Annotated in this window: 8 protein-coding genes and 1 tRNA gene; 4 read left to right on the top strand and 5 right to left on the bottom strand. The window is 32.4% G+C overall.

The features are described from left to right. The coding region (locus HN894_08465) for a glycine dehydrogenase (aminomethyl-transferring) (GenBank protein MBT7143358.1) at positions 1-849 on the top strand (849 nt) is incomplete at its 5' end. Positions 850-908: 59 nt separating this feature from the next. On the opposite strand, the gene HN894_08460 is transcribed toward HN894_08465, so the two are convergent. Further along, complete coding sequence (locus HN894_08460) at positions 909-2,837, bottom strand: T9SS type A sorting domain-containing protein (protein ID MBT7143357.1); 1,929 nt, start codon at positions 2,835-2,837, stop codon at positions 909-911. 312 nt (positions 2,838-3,149) lie between these two features. Between HN894_08460 and HN894_08455 the strand changes: the two genes are divergently transcribed. Both HN894_08455 and holA read left to right on the top strand, forming a co-directional pair. After that, the gene (locus HN894_08455; protein ID MBT7143356.1) at positions 3,150-3,602 is read left to right on the top strand and encodes a hypothetical protein; all 453 of its coding nucleotides are present in this window, start codon (positions 3,150-3,152) and stop codon (positions 3,600-3,602) included. A 186-nt stretch (positions 3,603-3,788) separates the two neighbouring features. Next, on the top strand, positions 3,789-4,793 hold the full coding sequence (gene holA, locus HN894_08450; GenBank protein ID MBT7143355.1) for a DNA polymerase III subunit delta: 1,005 nt from the start codon (positions 3,789-3,791) through the stop codon (positions 4,791-4,793). A 58-nt stretch (positions 4,794-4,851) separates the two neighbouring features. Here holA and HN894_08445 read toward each other — a convergent pair whose 3' ends face one another. From HN894_08445 to HN894_08435, 3 genes are all read right to left on the bottom strand, one after another. Then, positions 4,852-6,795: a T9SS type A sorting domain-containing protein gene (locus HN894_08445; protein MBT7143354.1), complete on the bottom strand. Its 1,944-nt coding sequence runs from the start codon at positions 6,793-6,795 to the stop codon at positions 4,852-4,854. Positions 6,796-6,810: 15 nt separating this feature from the next. Then, entirely contained in the window at positions 6,811-13,251 is a 6,441-nt protein-coding gene (locus HN894_08440; GenBank protein MBT7143353.1) for a S8 family serine peptidase, read from the bottom strand. Between the two features lie 195 nt (positions 13,252-13,446). Beyond that, positions 13,447-13,519: transfer RNA gene (locus HN894_08435), tRNA-Gln, on the bottom strand. A gap of 335 nt (positions 13,520-13,854) precedes the next feature. Between HN894_08435 and HN894_08430 the strand changes: the two genes are divergently transcribed. Further along, a complete protein-coding gene (locus HN894_08430; protein MBT7143352.1) occupies positions 13,855-16,902 on the top strand; it encodes a DUF2723 domain-containing protein in 3,048 nt (1,015 codons plus the stop codon). 106 nt (positions 16,903-17,008) lie between these two features. Here HN894_08430 and HN894_08425 read toward each other — a convergent pair whose 3' ends face one another. Next, positions 17,009-17,575, bottom strand: a complete 567-nt coding sequence (locus HN894_08425; GenBank protein MBT7143351.1) for an ImmA/IrrE family metallo-endopeptidase — start codon at positions 17,573-17,575, stop codon at positions 17,009-17,011. Positions 17,576-17,646 lie beyond the last annotated feature (71 nt).

Here is a 17,646-nt window from a genome sequence, read left to right as displayed (position 1 = left end):
TATATGGATGGTGCCAACATGAATGCACAAGTTGGCTTAACAAATCCTGCAATTATTGGAGCCGATGTTTGTCATTTGAATTTACACAAAACATTTGCAATTCCTCATGGTGGCGGCGGTCCCGGGGTTGGTCCAATTGGAGTTGCTCAACACTTAGTTGAATTTTTGCCGGCACATCCAATGATTGAAACAGGAGGGAAAAATGGTGTTTCAGCAATTTCCGCAGCACCTTTCGGTAGTGCCAGTATTTTGACTATTACTCATGCTTATATAAAAATGCTTGGTGGCGAAGGCTTGAAAGAAGCTACCAAAGTGGCAATTTTAAATGCTAATTATCTTGCCTCCTCTTTGAAAGATTATTATGGAATTTTATATACAGGAAAAAATGGCAGAGTAGCTCATGAAATGATTTTAGAGTGCAGAAATTTTAAAGCATTAGCTCAAATTTCGGAGGCAGATATTGCCAAACGATTAATGGATTACGGATTTCATGCACCTACACTTTCTTTTCCTGTCCATGGAACTCTTATGGTGGAGCCCACCGAAAGCGAATCTTTGCAAGAATTAGACAGATTTATCGAATCTATGATTTCTATTCACAATGAAATTATGGAAATTAAAGATGGAAATTCAGATGCATCTGATAATGTTTTGAAAAATGCACCACACCCCGAAAAAACAATAACAACAGATAATTGGGAACATTCATACAGCAGAAAAAAAGCTGCTTTTCCGCTCGATTGGATTGCCGACAACAAATTCTGGATTAAAGTAGGAAGAATAAATGATGCTTTTGGAGATAGAAATTTAATGTGCTCTTGCAGAAATATTGAAGATTATCAGTCGTAGTTTATAGAAAAGGTCAATTACTTCCATACTTGTAATTGACCTTTTCAGTAAAATGAATTTTAATAAATAATCAATTTTTCGGTAAGAGAAGTATTATTTGTCTTTATCTCAACAAAGTAAATCCCAGAAGATAAATCGCTTACATCAAGTTCGAGAAATCTATACAAACTTTTTAAACTATTTGAAAAAAGTTTTTTTCCATTATTGGAATAAATTGAAATTTCGGTTTTTGAACCTTTGAAAACATTTCCAATAAAAATTTTATCACTTGCCGGATTTGGATAAATACTGAAAGTTGGGAATTCTTTTTCATTAATCGAATTGATTATTGAACATTCACCAGTAATAATCCATCGTTCGGGATCAAAAACTATTGAATCAATTGCAAAATTTAAATTTGCACCAAATAATTTATTATCATGCAAATGATGAAAAACAACTGTGCTATCTTGGTTTTCTCCAAAAAATTGAATTGGCAAGTGCATTTCGAAAAAATCGACAGATTCGTGCGATTGTGTTTGCGATACAGTAAGTAAAACTTTATTCATCTCGTCCTGTTCCCATTCAATTGAATAAGTAGGATATCCTTCTCCATAGTACCAGTCTGCAAAAAAATCACTAAGATTAGTGTCAGCAGAAAATTCTAAATGATCTATCAAATCCGGAGTTTTTGCATAATTAAACAACAGCATAGGATCTTGAAGATAGTCTCTCACGCCTTTATAAAAAGCCGAATCACCAAGTTCCCATCTCAACATATGCAGTACCATAGCACCTTTGGCATATGAAAGTCTGCTATCGAAAATTCTACTTACAGAACTTGTATCATCAACTTGAACTGAACCGCCTGGCTGACTTATAATTTTCCCAATTTCGATTTGTTTCCACAAATCCCACCAAGAAGGATTTAGGTATAAATAAGCCAATCCAGTTAGATATGTTGCAAAACCCTCGTTTAACCAAATGTCTTCCCAACTTCCGCAAGTAATATAATCGCCAAACCACTGATGTGCCAACTCATGTGCCTGTAGTTGCCAACCAAAATTTCCCATAAAACTCATAGTTTGATGCTCCATGCCTCCTCCCCAACTAAATTGTGCATGACCATATTTCTCTTCTACAAATGGATATTCAATAAACAACTCGTTGAAAAGCTCAATGAATTCAACTGTATTTGGTGTTTCTAATTGAGCATCGGCAAAATTTTCAGGATAAACATAGTTTAAAACTTCAAGCGAATCGCCATTGTTAAGTTGTGCATATTCCGAATAAATGGAATAATCTGTAACTGCAATAGCAATCAAATAGGCTGCAATCGGATATTTGTGCTTCCAATGCGTTGTTTTATTGTTTCCTTCTATAATTTCGGAAACAAGAATTCCATTGCTGGCAACATCATATTGGGCATCCGATTTTACAAAAATATCGCAAGAGTCAATCTTGTCAGTCAAATTTTGCTTGCATGGCCACCAGTCTTTGGCACCATAAGGCTCAGATAGTGTTGAAACTATTGGTGAACCATCGTGCCACGATTGAGAAAATGAGCCAAAACCAGAATTCCCCGGCACTCCTTGATAATAAACAGAAACAGAATCAAGATGATTTTCATCTAAAATATTTGAAAGTGAAATTGATAAGACACCATCAGTATGAGTAAAATTCATTAAACTACCATTAAAAACTACAGAATCTACATTCAATGAAGTATCTATATCGAATGAAATTTCTGAAACTAAATTTTCAGTAATTTTGAAATATGTTGAAACTACACCTTTTATATATAGAATTGTTGGATCAATTTCCCATTCTAATCTATGATAATTAATATCGTAATTTTGTCCAACATTGGTTTCTACCTTCCTTATTCTATTGAAATGTTCAATTTTGTGTTTTGATAGTTTTTCTAAAAAGTTTGGGTCGGGTCTATTTTGAGAAAAAAGATTTATCCAAAACAAAGAAATCGCAACAATTAGAAATATATGCTTCATAATAAAATATTTTATATTCGTTTATTAAGTCTTGCAAAAGTAGCAAAAAGTAATTTTTAAATAAATAAGGTATTCAGAAAACAGCTCAAACTTAATAAGCATCAACAATTATAAAAATACGCCTAAAAATTTCAGATTTTCAAAATATTACTTATAAAAACGAAACAAAAAAAAACCTACATTTGCAGTCGAGTGTATAATTTGTTACCGTAGCTTTTTATTATATCAACGATAATTATTATAGACATTTTCTCTATAATAATTTATTAGTTTACAGAGATTTATACAGTATTAAATCATTCAGAAATGAGTATTATTGACAATCGGATTATTGATTTTATAAAAGAACACCATGTTCTTACTATGGCTACATCGAACAATAATGAGCCCTATTGTGCAAATTGTTTTTATGTTTATTTAGAGAAAGAAAATACTCTGGTTTTCACATCTGATAATTCTACAAAACATATTTCTGATGTTCTTATCCAAAATTATGTAGCAGGTTCAATTGTTTTAGAAACTAAAATTGTTGGCAAAATTAGAGGTATTCAATTCAATGGAATAATCTCGAAACTAAAAAATTACGAAAGGAAAAAAGCAAAATTGGCATATTTGAAACGATTTCCGTATGCAATTCTTGCCAAAACTAATTTGTGGAAAATAGATCTTACTTTCATTAAAATGACAGACAACCGCCTGGGTTTTGGGAAAAAATTGATTTGGGAAAAACCGACAAATTCAGAAAATGAAATAGTGAATGAATAGTTCTAAAGGGGGCTTCTAAAAATAGTAAATTTCAAGGCGTAAGAAATTTGAAAACCGGAGTTTTCTATTGTAAATGAGGATTTTAAAATTTTGAAACAACGAAGATATTTGCATTTTTAGAAGTCGCCTAAAGATTTTAAATAATTTTGTCACCTTACAACTTTTATTGAAGAAATGAAGAATTCAATCACATTCGAACAAATACTGCAAGATTTACAAAGAAAAATCTATAAGCCAATTTATCTTTTGCATGGCGAAGAATCATATTATATCGATGAGATCACAAATTATATTTCACAAAATGTTCTCGCTGAAAGCGAAAAAGCTTTCAATCAAACAATTTTGTACGGAAAAGATTCGAATGTAAGAAATATAGACAATATTGCAAGACGTTTCCCAATGGCAGCGAACCATCAAGTTGTGATTGTGAAAGAAGCACAAACTATTAGAGATATAGACAAATTGGGTTTTTATGCAGAAAATCCACTAAAGTCAACAATTTTAGTTATTAATTACAAATACAAAAAATATGATGCACGTACAAAATTTGCAAATACAGTAAAAAAAAACGGAGTCTTTTTTGAATCTCAAAAAATTAAAGACTATTTAATGCCGGGGTGGATAAGTACCTATCTATCAAAAAAAAATCTGAAAATAAGACCCGAAACTTCCCAATTATTAACCGAATATCTTGGAAACGATCTTGGAAAAGTAATTAATGAAATTGATAAGCTAATAATTACTTTGCCAGAAGGTGTTAATGAAATAAGCCCTGGTCATATTGAAAAAAACATTGGCATAAGTAAAGATTACAACAATTTTGAATTGCAAAAAGCTCTTGGCGAAAAAAATAATCTCAAAGTTTATAGAATTGTAAACTATTTTTCGCAAAATCCAAAGAATTTTTCCTTGAATTATACAATGATATCACTATTTACATATTTCAAAAAAATATTTCTATATAATTTTGTTGCAGATAAATCGGCAAAAAATGTGGCTTCAGTTTTGAAACTTGGCAACCCATATTTTGTAAGAGAATATGAAGCTGCTGCAAGAAAATATTCAAAAGTCAAATTGGTGAAAATATTTTCTACACTCCGCCAATACGAAATGAAGTTAAAAGGAGTAGATAACTTATCGCCCAAACACGGCGAACTTTTGCGAGAAATGGTTTTTAAGATTTTGCATTAACGAGTTGGCTTTTAGCCTGTAGCCTTTAGCCAAGAGCAAATAACTAATAGCCAATTTGTTATAACTTAATTATCTTCCTATAAATTGTTTTTACATTTCTAAAATTAATCCTAACAAAATAAACTCCTGACTCTAACCCATTGCCTACAAAAAGCTTATTTGTATTTAAATTAGTCTCAATAATTTTAACTTCTATTCCTTTGCTATCGAATATTTCAATTCTACTTGGCATTTTGTTTGAAAATGAAATACATGTTTCTGTGTAAAATGGATTTGGAATTATCTTAATCAATTTATCATTATCCATTTCAATAATTCCCTCCTCATATCCAACATAAGCAGAATCAATTACAAGACAAGAATTGTAGTCTGTCAGACTAAGGAAATAATAGCCGGGAAAGAGTTGAAGCAGGTCTTCTGATGTTTCACCTTCCGACCATAAGAAAGAATATGGTTGGACTCCACCCGAAACAATAGTATTGATCATTCCGTCTGCTGAGTTTTGGGAAGAGGCATCCGTAACTTCAAAATCAATAATAATATCATCTGGATTTATTAGTTCGAAATAAATTGAATCTGTGCAATTATTAGTATCAATCACAATAAAGGAATAAGCTCCTTCATACAAAAAAGTATCTGCCGGCAAAAAATACGGGCTTGTGCCACCTGTTGCCGAAAAATTAATCAGTGTAGAATCTTCATGACAAATGATGCCATCGGTAATTGCATTTAAAACCAATTCTTCAGGACCCACTTCATATTCAACTGTATCAACACAATTATTTGAATCTGTGGTAAAAAAAGCATAATTCCCTTGTAAAAAAAACGAATCGTTTGGCAGAACTAAAGGAGGTGTTCCGCCAATTGCAGAAAATTGCAAAAACGAAGAATCTCCAAAACACAAAGCTTCGCTTGCCGAAATACTTGTAACAATTACCTCAGCTTGCCCGATAGAAAAACTAAACTCAGTTGAATCAAATATCCATGTTGAGCCGGCGGTTTCATATACTGTTACAGTATAATTCCCTGCTAACAAACCGCTGGTATCCCAGACATCTAATCCATTATCCCAAATAATCTCCCAATTCCACATTGTAGTATGCAAGACATCAAAATCCAAATATGTTGCCCCCCCGTAGCAATCAATAGAATCACAATTGACGAACAAAATTGGAACATATGAACATATAAAACTACCCCATTCTAAAAAAACAGCCGAATCATCACCTGAAATTCCGCCATCTGCAATAGCAATTTTCAGACGATATTGCATACCGGGAACAACTTTTGCCCAGGCAGTTAGTTTATCGGTATAGCCATTATACGCAAATGTACCAGATAAAGCACCATTGTTATAATTATAATAATCAGAATTGCTCCATGGATGTACGGTATGAGTTGATATAAATGAGTTTGACCCAGGAATATAAGCAATGTTCGAATCTGTATAATTCCCTCCATCAGGATTCGGGCCTGTTAAGAATATCCCCATCCGGTCGTTTTGCCCCACTCCGTTTAAATGATACTCCTCAGAAGCAAAAATATAATTTAGTTTAAAAGTGTCGTAATATACAAAAAAGTCAAGCTCCATTATTGAAGCATTTGTTGTTAACGAATTTGTGTCTATTAAATCAAGTAATGAACTCCCTGTAGCATAAAACGTTGAATTAGCCCAAGAAGAGCTACTTCCCATCGCATCTATAACCCGCCCGGTAGATAAAATATAACCGTATGACATTATGGTATCAAAAGCCGTATTATCTGCATCAAACTCTCCAATAGCAGCATAGTTTAAAAATGAATTATAAAAGCCTGTATAAGAGCTACCTACTATTTGTAAACAATTACTATATGGTTCCATTAATCCCCCAAAATCTGTATAATTAGGATTTATAGTATCAACAAGTATTGTTTGTGATTTACATTCAAATTTTGAAAATACAACATTAGTAAGGATTAATAAAGCTATTAATATTTGTTTATATTTATATATCTTTTTCATTTTATCTCATATTAATTACTTAACAATCACTAATTTAGCTTGATATTTGTTTGCATTTGAAATCAGGCTACAATTATAAATTCCATTGCTGTAAGACGGCAGATTCAGGTTATAAGTTTGCCAGCCCTTTTTTATTGAGAATTCTTTGTTTTGATAGACTATCTGGCCTTTGGAATTTACAATTTCAAATAAGCTGTTTTTATCATTTGCGGGACTGTAAACACTCATAGTAAATTGTCCTGAATTTGGGTTTGGGTAAATTGTAAAATATAAGCTTAAAGAATCCTTTAAATTAGATTCTTCCGGATATTTGTTTTTATCTGGCCCTGCAATGCAAATGTCATTTCCAACAAAGTAACTTTGCCCTGTTTCCCAATTTTTTATATCAAAACTTGTTAGGGATTTATTTAATCCGTTCCAGATTTGAAAACTAAAACTTTCGTTATCAGCAAGATTTTCAATTATACCGTATGTATATTGGTCGTCGCCATAAATCACCATCGGTGTAAATCCTCCCTGATATATAGCTTTTCCTACTAGCTGGCCACTTTCGCCAACAGCTGCTATCTCATCCCCGATTTCAACTTCAAAGCCCCAGCTTTCATCGGGAATACCTATCACCATAAAATTATCGGTATTAATAAAAGGTTCCTCTGTAAAATTTGTATAAACATTTGTATTTAAAGATATCGATTTTGTCCCTATTGAGTCTAAATTGTCAGGATATGTAAAGAATAATGTTGAATCAACTTTTATATCATAAGCATCACCACAAAGCATATTCCCAATATTATCGATATTATAAGCAGGCCAATAGACCATTCCTATTTCATCTTTCATTAAAATAATATTATCAACAATGCTTGTCATACTCTGCGTAATTGCTGAATTTTCGGTTCTGAGATAACCTAAATAGTTCCACCCACTGTCAAGTTCGATAGGATTATCTTCCGGACATGCCAGACTTCCGGTAAGATATAATACTTCATCGCTATACATTTTTGCTTCATATCCCTTACCAATTGTCAATTGCCCGATATTATCAATATTATAAGAAGGCCAAAACACATTGCCATCTTTATCTTTTATTAATATTGTAGAAGATGATAGTTGTTCGTCAAAATACTCGTGAATTTCTTTGTTCCCAGTTGGAACTAAATAGGTTGAAAATAAACTCCAGTCTTCTTTCAATTCTATTGTCTGGTCAGAATTAATTAAAACCGAATCTAAGCCATAACAGCCTAAACTGTCGGTAACTGTTACATACAATCTGGTTTCATCAATTAATCCTGGAAGAGTATCGGACACAGAGTCGTTGCTCCATAGATAATAATATGTATTTGTTCCGTTTATTACACTTGCTATTACGGATGCATTTTCATACAATGTTGTATCCTCAACACTATTACAACCTTGTCCTTTTACTTCAAATTCAATACTTAATGTATCGCCCGGAATGGTATCACTCCAAAGTAGCCTGCAATCATCAGCAGAAGTTACTGTTACACTATACAAGCTATCGCCTAATAAACCGGTTACATGTGAAGTTGTATCACCTGTGCTCCATAAATAAGTAAATGGTGGCTTACCATTTTTAACTTCAATAGTAATTTCAGCATTAGTAGTATCAGGACATGCCGGTGGAATAACATCAGCCTCAATAGTTGCAATATCATAATTGAGAACAAACAGATTGTTTTGCGATTTTTCACAACCATAATTATCTGTTACAGTTACACTATAAAAACTATCGGGGCTACAATAATAGATAGCAGAATTAGTTGAGCCATTTGACCATAAATAACTATATGGCATAACTCCACCGGAAGGAATTGCTTCAATGATTCCATTTAGGACTTTTGGACAAGTTGGATGTGTATAATTATTGCTAAGAGAAATTGATGAATACTCATCAATGATTATTGTATCAACTATCTGACAATCGTTATAATCCGCGATAGTAACATAATAAGTTCCGGAATTACTTACTACTATGTCTTCAATAGTATCATTTGTACTCCACACAAAGCTATAAGGAGGAAAATCTCCCGAAACGATAAGATTAATATTGAAATTGCCTGTTATGCCACAATTTTCCATTGTTACAATAAAGTCAGCTTCGAAATCATTTGCCTGCTCAACAAAAAAGGAATCAATATCCGATTTGCATCCAAGATAGTCTTCAATGCTTATATAATGATTCCCGGGACATATAGAATCAATAGTGTATGAAGATGAAAATGAAGTTCCATCAAATAAAGAATCGACATAAACTGAGTATGGAGGAAAGCCATTATCAACTTGTATTTGTGAATAAGCATTGCAACTATGTTGGCAATATTCATCATACAATAAGGAACTAATTATGTTTAGACTATAGTCACTATAAACTGAAAATGTATCAAGGTACTCACAAGAACCAACCACGGTTCTAAGCCAATAGCTACCTTCCGACAGATTGTTTAGCTGAAAAATGCCTATTGTTGAATCCGACCAAATAATATATTCCGGCATTGCTCCATTAATAGTATCAATTAGAGCATATCCATTTGATAATTCATTACAAGTTGTATTATCAATGCTAAGTTCCGTTCCATTATCAGCACTATACAACTCAAAATCATACTGGAGACTGCATTCATTGGAATCCAAAAGTTCTAATGTATAAAAACCAGGAGCTATATTTGTAATCGAATCTACTTCCGAAATCAAAACAGGAGTAGAATTTGAACCTGTAAAATTGTCATACTTATACCAACTGCAATTATATGGCTCTGTGCCATTTATTATGCTATCAGAATTCAAAAATGCCTTTCCCATCGAACTACAGCTATGTTCAATAATATCAATCGTTTTGATTTGCATTTCATTTCTTCTGATAATAAATGAATCCCGATAAGTATTACAATTGGTTGAATCCCGGAATTCAACAAAATACAATGTATCTAAATATAAATCGGAAGCATATTGTGAATTGGAGCCATTCGACCAATTATAATAAACAATGGAGTCGTTTGTTTCAATAGTAGCCCAGCCGTTGTCAGCGCAAAGCGAATCGGGGTAAATTAATTCATAATCCACAAGAGGGTCAGGCTCTTTAACTTTAAACTTTTTTACCAGAGAACAAGCATTGGCATCTGAAACGGTAAGATAATAAAAACCTGCTGTCAATTGAATTATATCCTCTGTTGTTTCTCCATTCGACCATTTAAATGAATAAGGAGGATTGTCACCCGAAATACTTAACTGTATCGCACCTTCATTTATACCAAAGCATTGATTATCATAAATCGAATCAATTTCCATTTCAAATAACTCCGGATTGTATTCTACCAATTGAGGTAAACCTTTTCTGCAATTGGCAACACTCTCTAATTTTATAAATTCCGGTGAAAAATATACAATAGAATCATCAGGATTTAGAATTGCTCCTAAATAATTTGAATTATACTGACTAACAATTATTTCCTGATTAGATGGGCTAAGTAGAAGAGAATAGTAATTTTCAATTCCTGCATCCAAATAATTGATATCCTCAAGCAACTTGTTTTGAATATTAAATCTTCCTATTTTCCCAATATCAGGCTCACTAAAATACAAATATTGGCCACTATTTGAAAATTCAAGGCCATAAATGAATTCATCGATAGAATTTGTATCCAACAAATTCAATTCACCTGTTATATTATCAAAGCTTAATAATTGAATTAAGTACGTTGAATCAGATATTTCAAAAGTATTAGCCAAAATCTTTCCAGTCCTATTAAAACAAATTTCACCAATATTATCATTTACAAATGAATTGCAAATATATTTATCGAAAAACACAATTGAATCTTTATTCGATTGAAACACAAGATAAGTGTTTTCATAGACTCCATGTGTAATTATCCAGTATGTTTCCGGCAAATAGGCATGTGGAGTACTACAAATTTTGTTACCTATAAGAATACTGTCTGGAGTATATACTTTATTATTTTTACTAATTACTTCTCCGTTCGGAAAAATAGTGATACCTCCATTATGCCCATTTTTATTCATATCAATTTCTTGGAAAAATAAATAATTATATGTCAAAACAGAATCAACCTCATTGATACTTACTATGTCTTTATCAATATTAAGGATATAATAAGTTTTGTTTTCTATAGATTTAGGAATAACAATACATCCTTGATCGTTATTTAAATATCCTTCAATTTCGCCATTTTGCATTAAATTATAGGTTTTATCCCATATTTTCTCACCATCGGTTCCAAAAAGAAAATTTCCATTAAAATCGGATATGGTGGCAACATTATTCGAAATTACTAATGGTGTTAAGAAAGCATTGTCTGAATAATTTGGATTTATTTTCACATGTGATAATCCTGCATTATACCCCAAATTCCAGTTATTATTAATTAAATTATTACAAGGCTGATCATTCCGCGATATGGTTACTTGCCCGGAAACTATTCCCTGGCAGTTTTTATCATCCTCAAAGGAGAACAATGTATATTGAGAAATCCCTATTGGAATATTTGAAAGCTTAATAAGTTTTGGATTATTATAGATGTCATCAATTTCTACAACATTACCATTTTGATCAATATATTGTATTGTATATGGAGAATTTGAATTATAAAACCTGACTAAGAAATATGCCTCATCCGTATTTTCAATATACAAAGTATCTACAGGGTATAACAGTTCAGCATATGGTGTTCTTATAGTATCGACTATTGTAAAAGTATCCGTTTGATTTATCCCCTGAATACTATCATTATAAGCAATAAGAGAAATAGAAAATGGAAAATCATTTAAACTTGGAAACTGAATTTCAGGATTGGCAATAGTATCATTACTAATGCTAATCCCTGAAGTAGCTGACCATTTATATCCGGTAATATAACCATGACTTTGATTTATTACATCAATCAAGCAGTTTGGACAAATATATTCACTATTATTAAGATTGAAATCAGCAATAGGTTCAAGTTCTATTAATCTATTTATTGATTTTGTTGCATTTATCCTTCCATAGCCTACACCGCTACTATCTTTAATCGGATGATATAGAGTGTCGTTTGGCATTGAATCACAAGAAAGAAATAATGACTGATAAATCTCTTCACTGTTACATGTTGGGCAATAAGTTCTCATCAGAGCACATAAGCCTGAAACAAATGGAGCAGACATTGATGTTCCGGTGAAACTTAAATAGCCACTAAGACTTGAAGAGTTTAAGGTAGATAGGATATCATCTCCAGGTGCCATTACATCAATATATTGTCCGTAGTTAGAACTTGAATACTTAATATCATCTTCAGTAGAGTTTCCGACAGAGATTACAGTAGATTCTTTTGCAGGATATCCTATTGTTGTGATACCATCATTTCCTGCAGAAGAAACTAATAGAATTCCATCTTCATAAGCACAATTTAACATTAATCTATCATCACTATTTATGATACCTGATGTCCCCCAAGACATATTTATTACATCGGCACCGGCTAATATTGCATATTCAACACCTTGAAATGGGTCTTGAATAGAAGAACCTGTACTGCCATTTTTCTTGCATTTTATTGGTATAATTGAGCAATTTGCTCCAATAGAAGCTAAACTTCCGTAATTAATGGTAGAGTCAAAACTTGTTTCAGCAGCAGAAATGCCTGCTACATGGGTACCATGAGTAAACAAACCACCAAGGCTTTCAGAATAAGGATAATTATCATTATCAGCTAAATCATATCCAAAAATGTCATCAATATATCCATTGTTGTCATCATCAATTTCATTAAACAACGAATCTATCTGATAAAGAGAGCTAATTGTATCAAGCTGAAAATTTTCCAGCAATTCGCCAGAAGAGATTATACCGTCATTGTTTATATCATCTAAGATAATATCATCAGGAATTTCATTTTGATTTACCCATATTTTAGTTTTTAATTCACAATGATCTATACATACTCCGTCATCTACAATTGCTATTTTTATTTTATAATCTCCGGTTGTTTTGTCCCAGGCTTGTTCAGGTTGAATTTTTTGCAATCCCCATTGATTATTTGGATAATCACTATCATTTGGAACAATATCTGCTCTTGCTGTAGGTATTTTTTCTACGTATTCAAGACTTTGATTCTTTCCAAGAAATAAAACAATGCTATCTAAAGGAAAAGTATCCGAAAACGAGATTTTATAAAAATTATCAAGTACAGGATAACGATCAATCAATCTTTTATGAGATTTTTCAATTTTAGTTACTCCGGCTTTTCTTGCCAGTTCATTAAACCCGATAATATGTATATCAAGAGGTACAGAATCTTGAATATCCCATTCGTGCAAAAAGAAAGGGTAATTATCGTTTACTTTTACGGAAATTTTTCCGGGAATAAAATCAGGAATAGTATCCTGAGCATTTAATAGCCCAAATGCAATTAAACACAAACAGGTAATTAATTTTTTCATATCTCAAGACTTTAAATAGTGTTTTTCAAAAGTAATACATTTTACAGCCAATTGCAAAAGAGAATAGAAAATTTACATTTTGTTCATCAATAATTTGGGGTTTTGGCTTTTGCCTTTAGCCAATAGCAAACAGCCAATTGCTATCAGCAGTCAGCCAATAAAAAAAAGCCCCTGAAAAATCAGAGGCTTTATTTGTTGTCCGGCCAGGTTTCGAACCTGGACTCTTCTGAACCAAAATCAGATGTGTTGCCAATTACACCACCGGACAATTTCTTTTCAAAAATTTGAGCTGCAAAAGTATAAAAAAAAGATATATTCCAAATATTTTTTCAACTTTTTTTGAAAAAAATTTATCGGTATTATAGTGTTAAGTTCAATCAAAACATTTCGTCAAAAAAATCTAATTAAATGACAATTAACGAAACTGCATAATAAAAACTCCCTCAACGAAATTCTATCACAAACATTATTCTTACGAAAAATCGAACTGTCTTCTGAGCATTACCTCCTCCATGAATAAGTAAAATTTTATTCATTTTTAAATTTGATTGAACAATTTATATACTTTTGTTGTCATTATTTAGTCTGAGAAAAATTAATATTATGAAGCAATTCAATAAAATTAACAATATTTTGGGATGGATTACATTTCTGATTGCAAATGTAGTTTACTTTTTAACAATAGAACCAACCACAAGCTTTTGGGATTGCGGAGAATTTATAGCTACAGCCTACAAACTTGAAGTAGGTCATCCTCCGGGAGCTCCATTCTTTATGATAGTTGCAAGATTTTTTACATTATTTGCTTCGGATGTACTGCAGGTGGCGAAAATGGTAAATTTAGTTTCAGCCTTGGCAAGCTCTTTTACTATTATATTCCTTTTCTGGACAGTAACTCATATTGCAAAAAAACTTTTTGTAAAAGACGGAGAAATAAGCCTTCATAATGCAATTGCCATACTTGGAGCCGGGCTTGTCGGATCATTGACTTATACTTTCTCAGATACTTTTTGGTTTTCGGCTGTAGAAGGAGAAGTTTATGCACTATCATCATTTTTTACCGCAATAGTTTTTTGGGCTATTCTAAAATGGGAAAATGTAGCAAACCAAAAATATGCAAACCGCTGGATAATTCTAATTGCTTATTTTATGGGATTGTCCATAGGCGTTCACTTATTGAACTTACTTGCAATTCCGGCTATTGTTTTTGTTTATTATTTCAAAAAATATGAAGTAACAAAAAAGGGTGTTTTATACGCATCCTTGGTTTCTATTGTTTCTATTGCATCAATCATGTACGGAATAATCCCATTCACTGTGAAAATAGGATCGTGGTTCGAACTATTGTTTGTAAATGGATTTGGCTTACCATATAATTCAGGAATATTTATATATATGATTTTGTTATTTGGTGGAATAATTTACGGATTATATTATTCGTCTAAAAAACGAAAAGTCCTTCTAAACACAATAATTCTTTCTTTCACAGTAATATTAATTGGCTATTCATCATTCACAATGATTGTAATAAGGTCGATTGCAAATCCTCCAATGGACGAAAACAATCCTGAGACAGTTTTCTATTTATTATCGTACCTCAACAGAGAACAATATGGAGACAGACCATTAATGTATGGAGAATATTTTAATGCTCCTGCCGTAGGAAATGACAAATCGAGCGGCACATATATTAAGAAAGAAGGCAAATATGTCGAGTCAAACATCAGAGATATAAACGTTTACGACGATAGATTTAAGACACTCTTTCCTCGAATGTACGACCGCCAGCCAGCACATATCAAAGAATATAAAAGATGGTCAAGTTTTAAAGGCAAGCCGGTGAGAAACGCAAGAAATGCACAAGGAGAAATGAAAACAATAAACAAGCCCACTTTTGGTGAAAATTTACAATACTTTTTCACCTATCAATTGGGACATATGTATTTCAGATATTTTATGTGGAATTTTGCCGGACGGCAGAACGATGTTCAAGGACATGGCGGAATACTGAATGGCAACTGGATTTCAGGGATTTCATTTATAGATGAAGCCCGATTGGGGAATCAAGATGAATTGACCGAATTGATGAAAAATGAAGAATCCAGAAACGAATATTATTTGTTGCCCCTTATTTTAGGATTGATGGGTTTGGTTTTTATGGCATCGAAAAGCAATAAAGATTTTTGGGTTATTTTGTTACTTTTCTTTTTCACAGGAATTGCCATTGTTGTTTATCTAAATCAATATCCCCTTCAACCGCGCGAGCGGGACTATGCATATGCAGGTTCATATTATGCTTTCACAATTTGGATTGGATTAGGATTGCTTGCTATTTATAGTGGATTGAACGAATATTTGCCAAAAATGGGTAATAGCATAATTGCAACACTTGTTTGTTTACTACTCGTTCCGGGAATAATGGCAAAAGAAAATTGGGACGACCACGATCGTTCGGGACGATATACTGCTCGCGATTTTGCTTACAATTACCTCGACAGTTGTGAACCAAACTCAGTGCTTTTAACTTTTGGCGACAACGATACTTTCCCACTTTGGTATGTTCAGGAAGTTGAAGGATACCGAACAGATGTTAGAGTTATGAATATGAGCCTTTTAAGCACCGATTGGTATGTAAATCAAATGAAACGAAGAGCTTACGATTCAGACCCTGTACCATTCTCTATGACTTTCGACAAATACATACAAGGCACAAGAGACCAAGTGTTCTTGATGGAAAAATATAAAGATTATACGAATTTAAAATCTGTAATGGATTTTGTTGCAAGCGACGACCCTCGCTCAAAAATAAATTATTCGGCGACTATGCAACTCGATTATTTACCTGCAAAAAATCTAAGAGTTCCGGTTGACAAACAAAAAGTTATTGAAAATGGAACTGTTTCGCCCGAAAATGCACACAAAATAGTTTCAGCAGTAGATTGGAGAATTAGTAAAAATTCAATCCTGAAAAGCGACATGATGTTTCTCGATTTTCTTGCTATAAACGACTGGGAACGACCGATTTATTTTGCAGTAAGTGCAGCTCCCGATAGTTATTTAGACATGGAAGATTATTTTCAATTAGAAGGACTCGCATATCGTCTTGTTCCGATAAAAACAAAAAATCAAGATCAAAATACCATTGGAAGAGTAAACACTGAGAAAATGTACGAATTGTTAGTCAATAAATACACCTATGGGCGAATGAACGAGCCAGATGTTTATATGGACGAAAACAACAAACGAATAATGTCAATTATTGGAATTAGAAACAGCTTTGCACGCCTTGCTGACGAATTGCTAAAAGAAGGGAAAATAGATTCGGCAGTTACTGTTCTTGATAAAAGTTTTGAAGTTATGCCCTATGAAAAATTACCTTACGATCATAAAATAATTCCTTTAATCAGAGCATACTATATTGCCGAAGAATATGAAAAAGCGAACAATTTAACCGAAATGTTAGCAAATCGCTACTTCGACGAAATGGAATATTACAACTCACTTAGTGGAAAATTTGCAAATCTTGTAAGTCGTGAAAAAAGTGTAGCAGATCAGGTTTTTAAAATATTGCAAAATCTATGTGATATTTTCAAACAAGCCGAAATGAAAGCAAAACTTGAAAAGAGATATATTGAAATTGCTGGAAATTAAGTTAAATTTTTTAAGCTAAATTCTTCATATTTCAAGTATTTAAACAAAAGCGAATAAATTTAAATTTCTAATTATTAAGTTAAAAAAACTCACTATTTTTATTTCATTAACTATTTGACAAATCTATAGGTTCAATAAATTCATGACCGGTATTATAAGGGATTAACTGTTTATGTTGCAATCTACCTATTATTATTGCTGGATGTGTTTTGAATTTCTCAGCAAAAATAATTATATCACTTTCATTAATTGGTAAAGCATTAAAAACTTCGTTTTCCTGTTCTTTTGTTAAAGTACATGCTTCAGCAAAATCATTTGCCTCTTGCTCTTTTTCTGGGTCAGCCTCTGAAAAATTAATATTTTCTAATGAAATATATTTTTTCCCATGTAGTAATATATGTCCAGCTTCATGAAAAAACGTAAACCAAAATCTATCATTTTGCTTGTATCTTGCTGTTAGTTGAATTATTGGAGCATCTTTTATCCAACGAGTTGATCCACTTATTGGCACTTTTGGTAATTTAGGAGTATAAAACACTTTTACCCCTGCGTCTAAACAAAGATTTTGTAATTGTTGGAAAAAATCATCTGGATGCTTAGTCATAACCCAACTTGAGCATTTTTCCAAAATTAATAAAATAATGAAAATTTTATCTATCTGATAATTAGGCATATGACGTTATATAGAATCGTTCTAAATACCATAATATGCAGATATACAGTTATATAAGTAATTGGTGTCCG

The sequence above is a fragment of the Bacteroidota bacterium genome (assembly GCA_018692315.1).
GTDB lineage: Bacteria > Bacteroidota > Bacteroidia > Bacteroidales > JABHKC01 > JABHKC01.
This window is presented reverse-complemented; position numbering and strand designations above follow the sequence as displayed.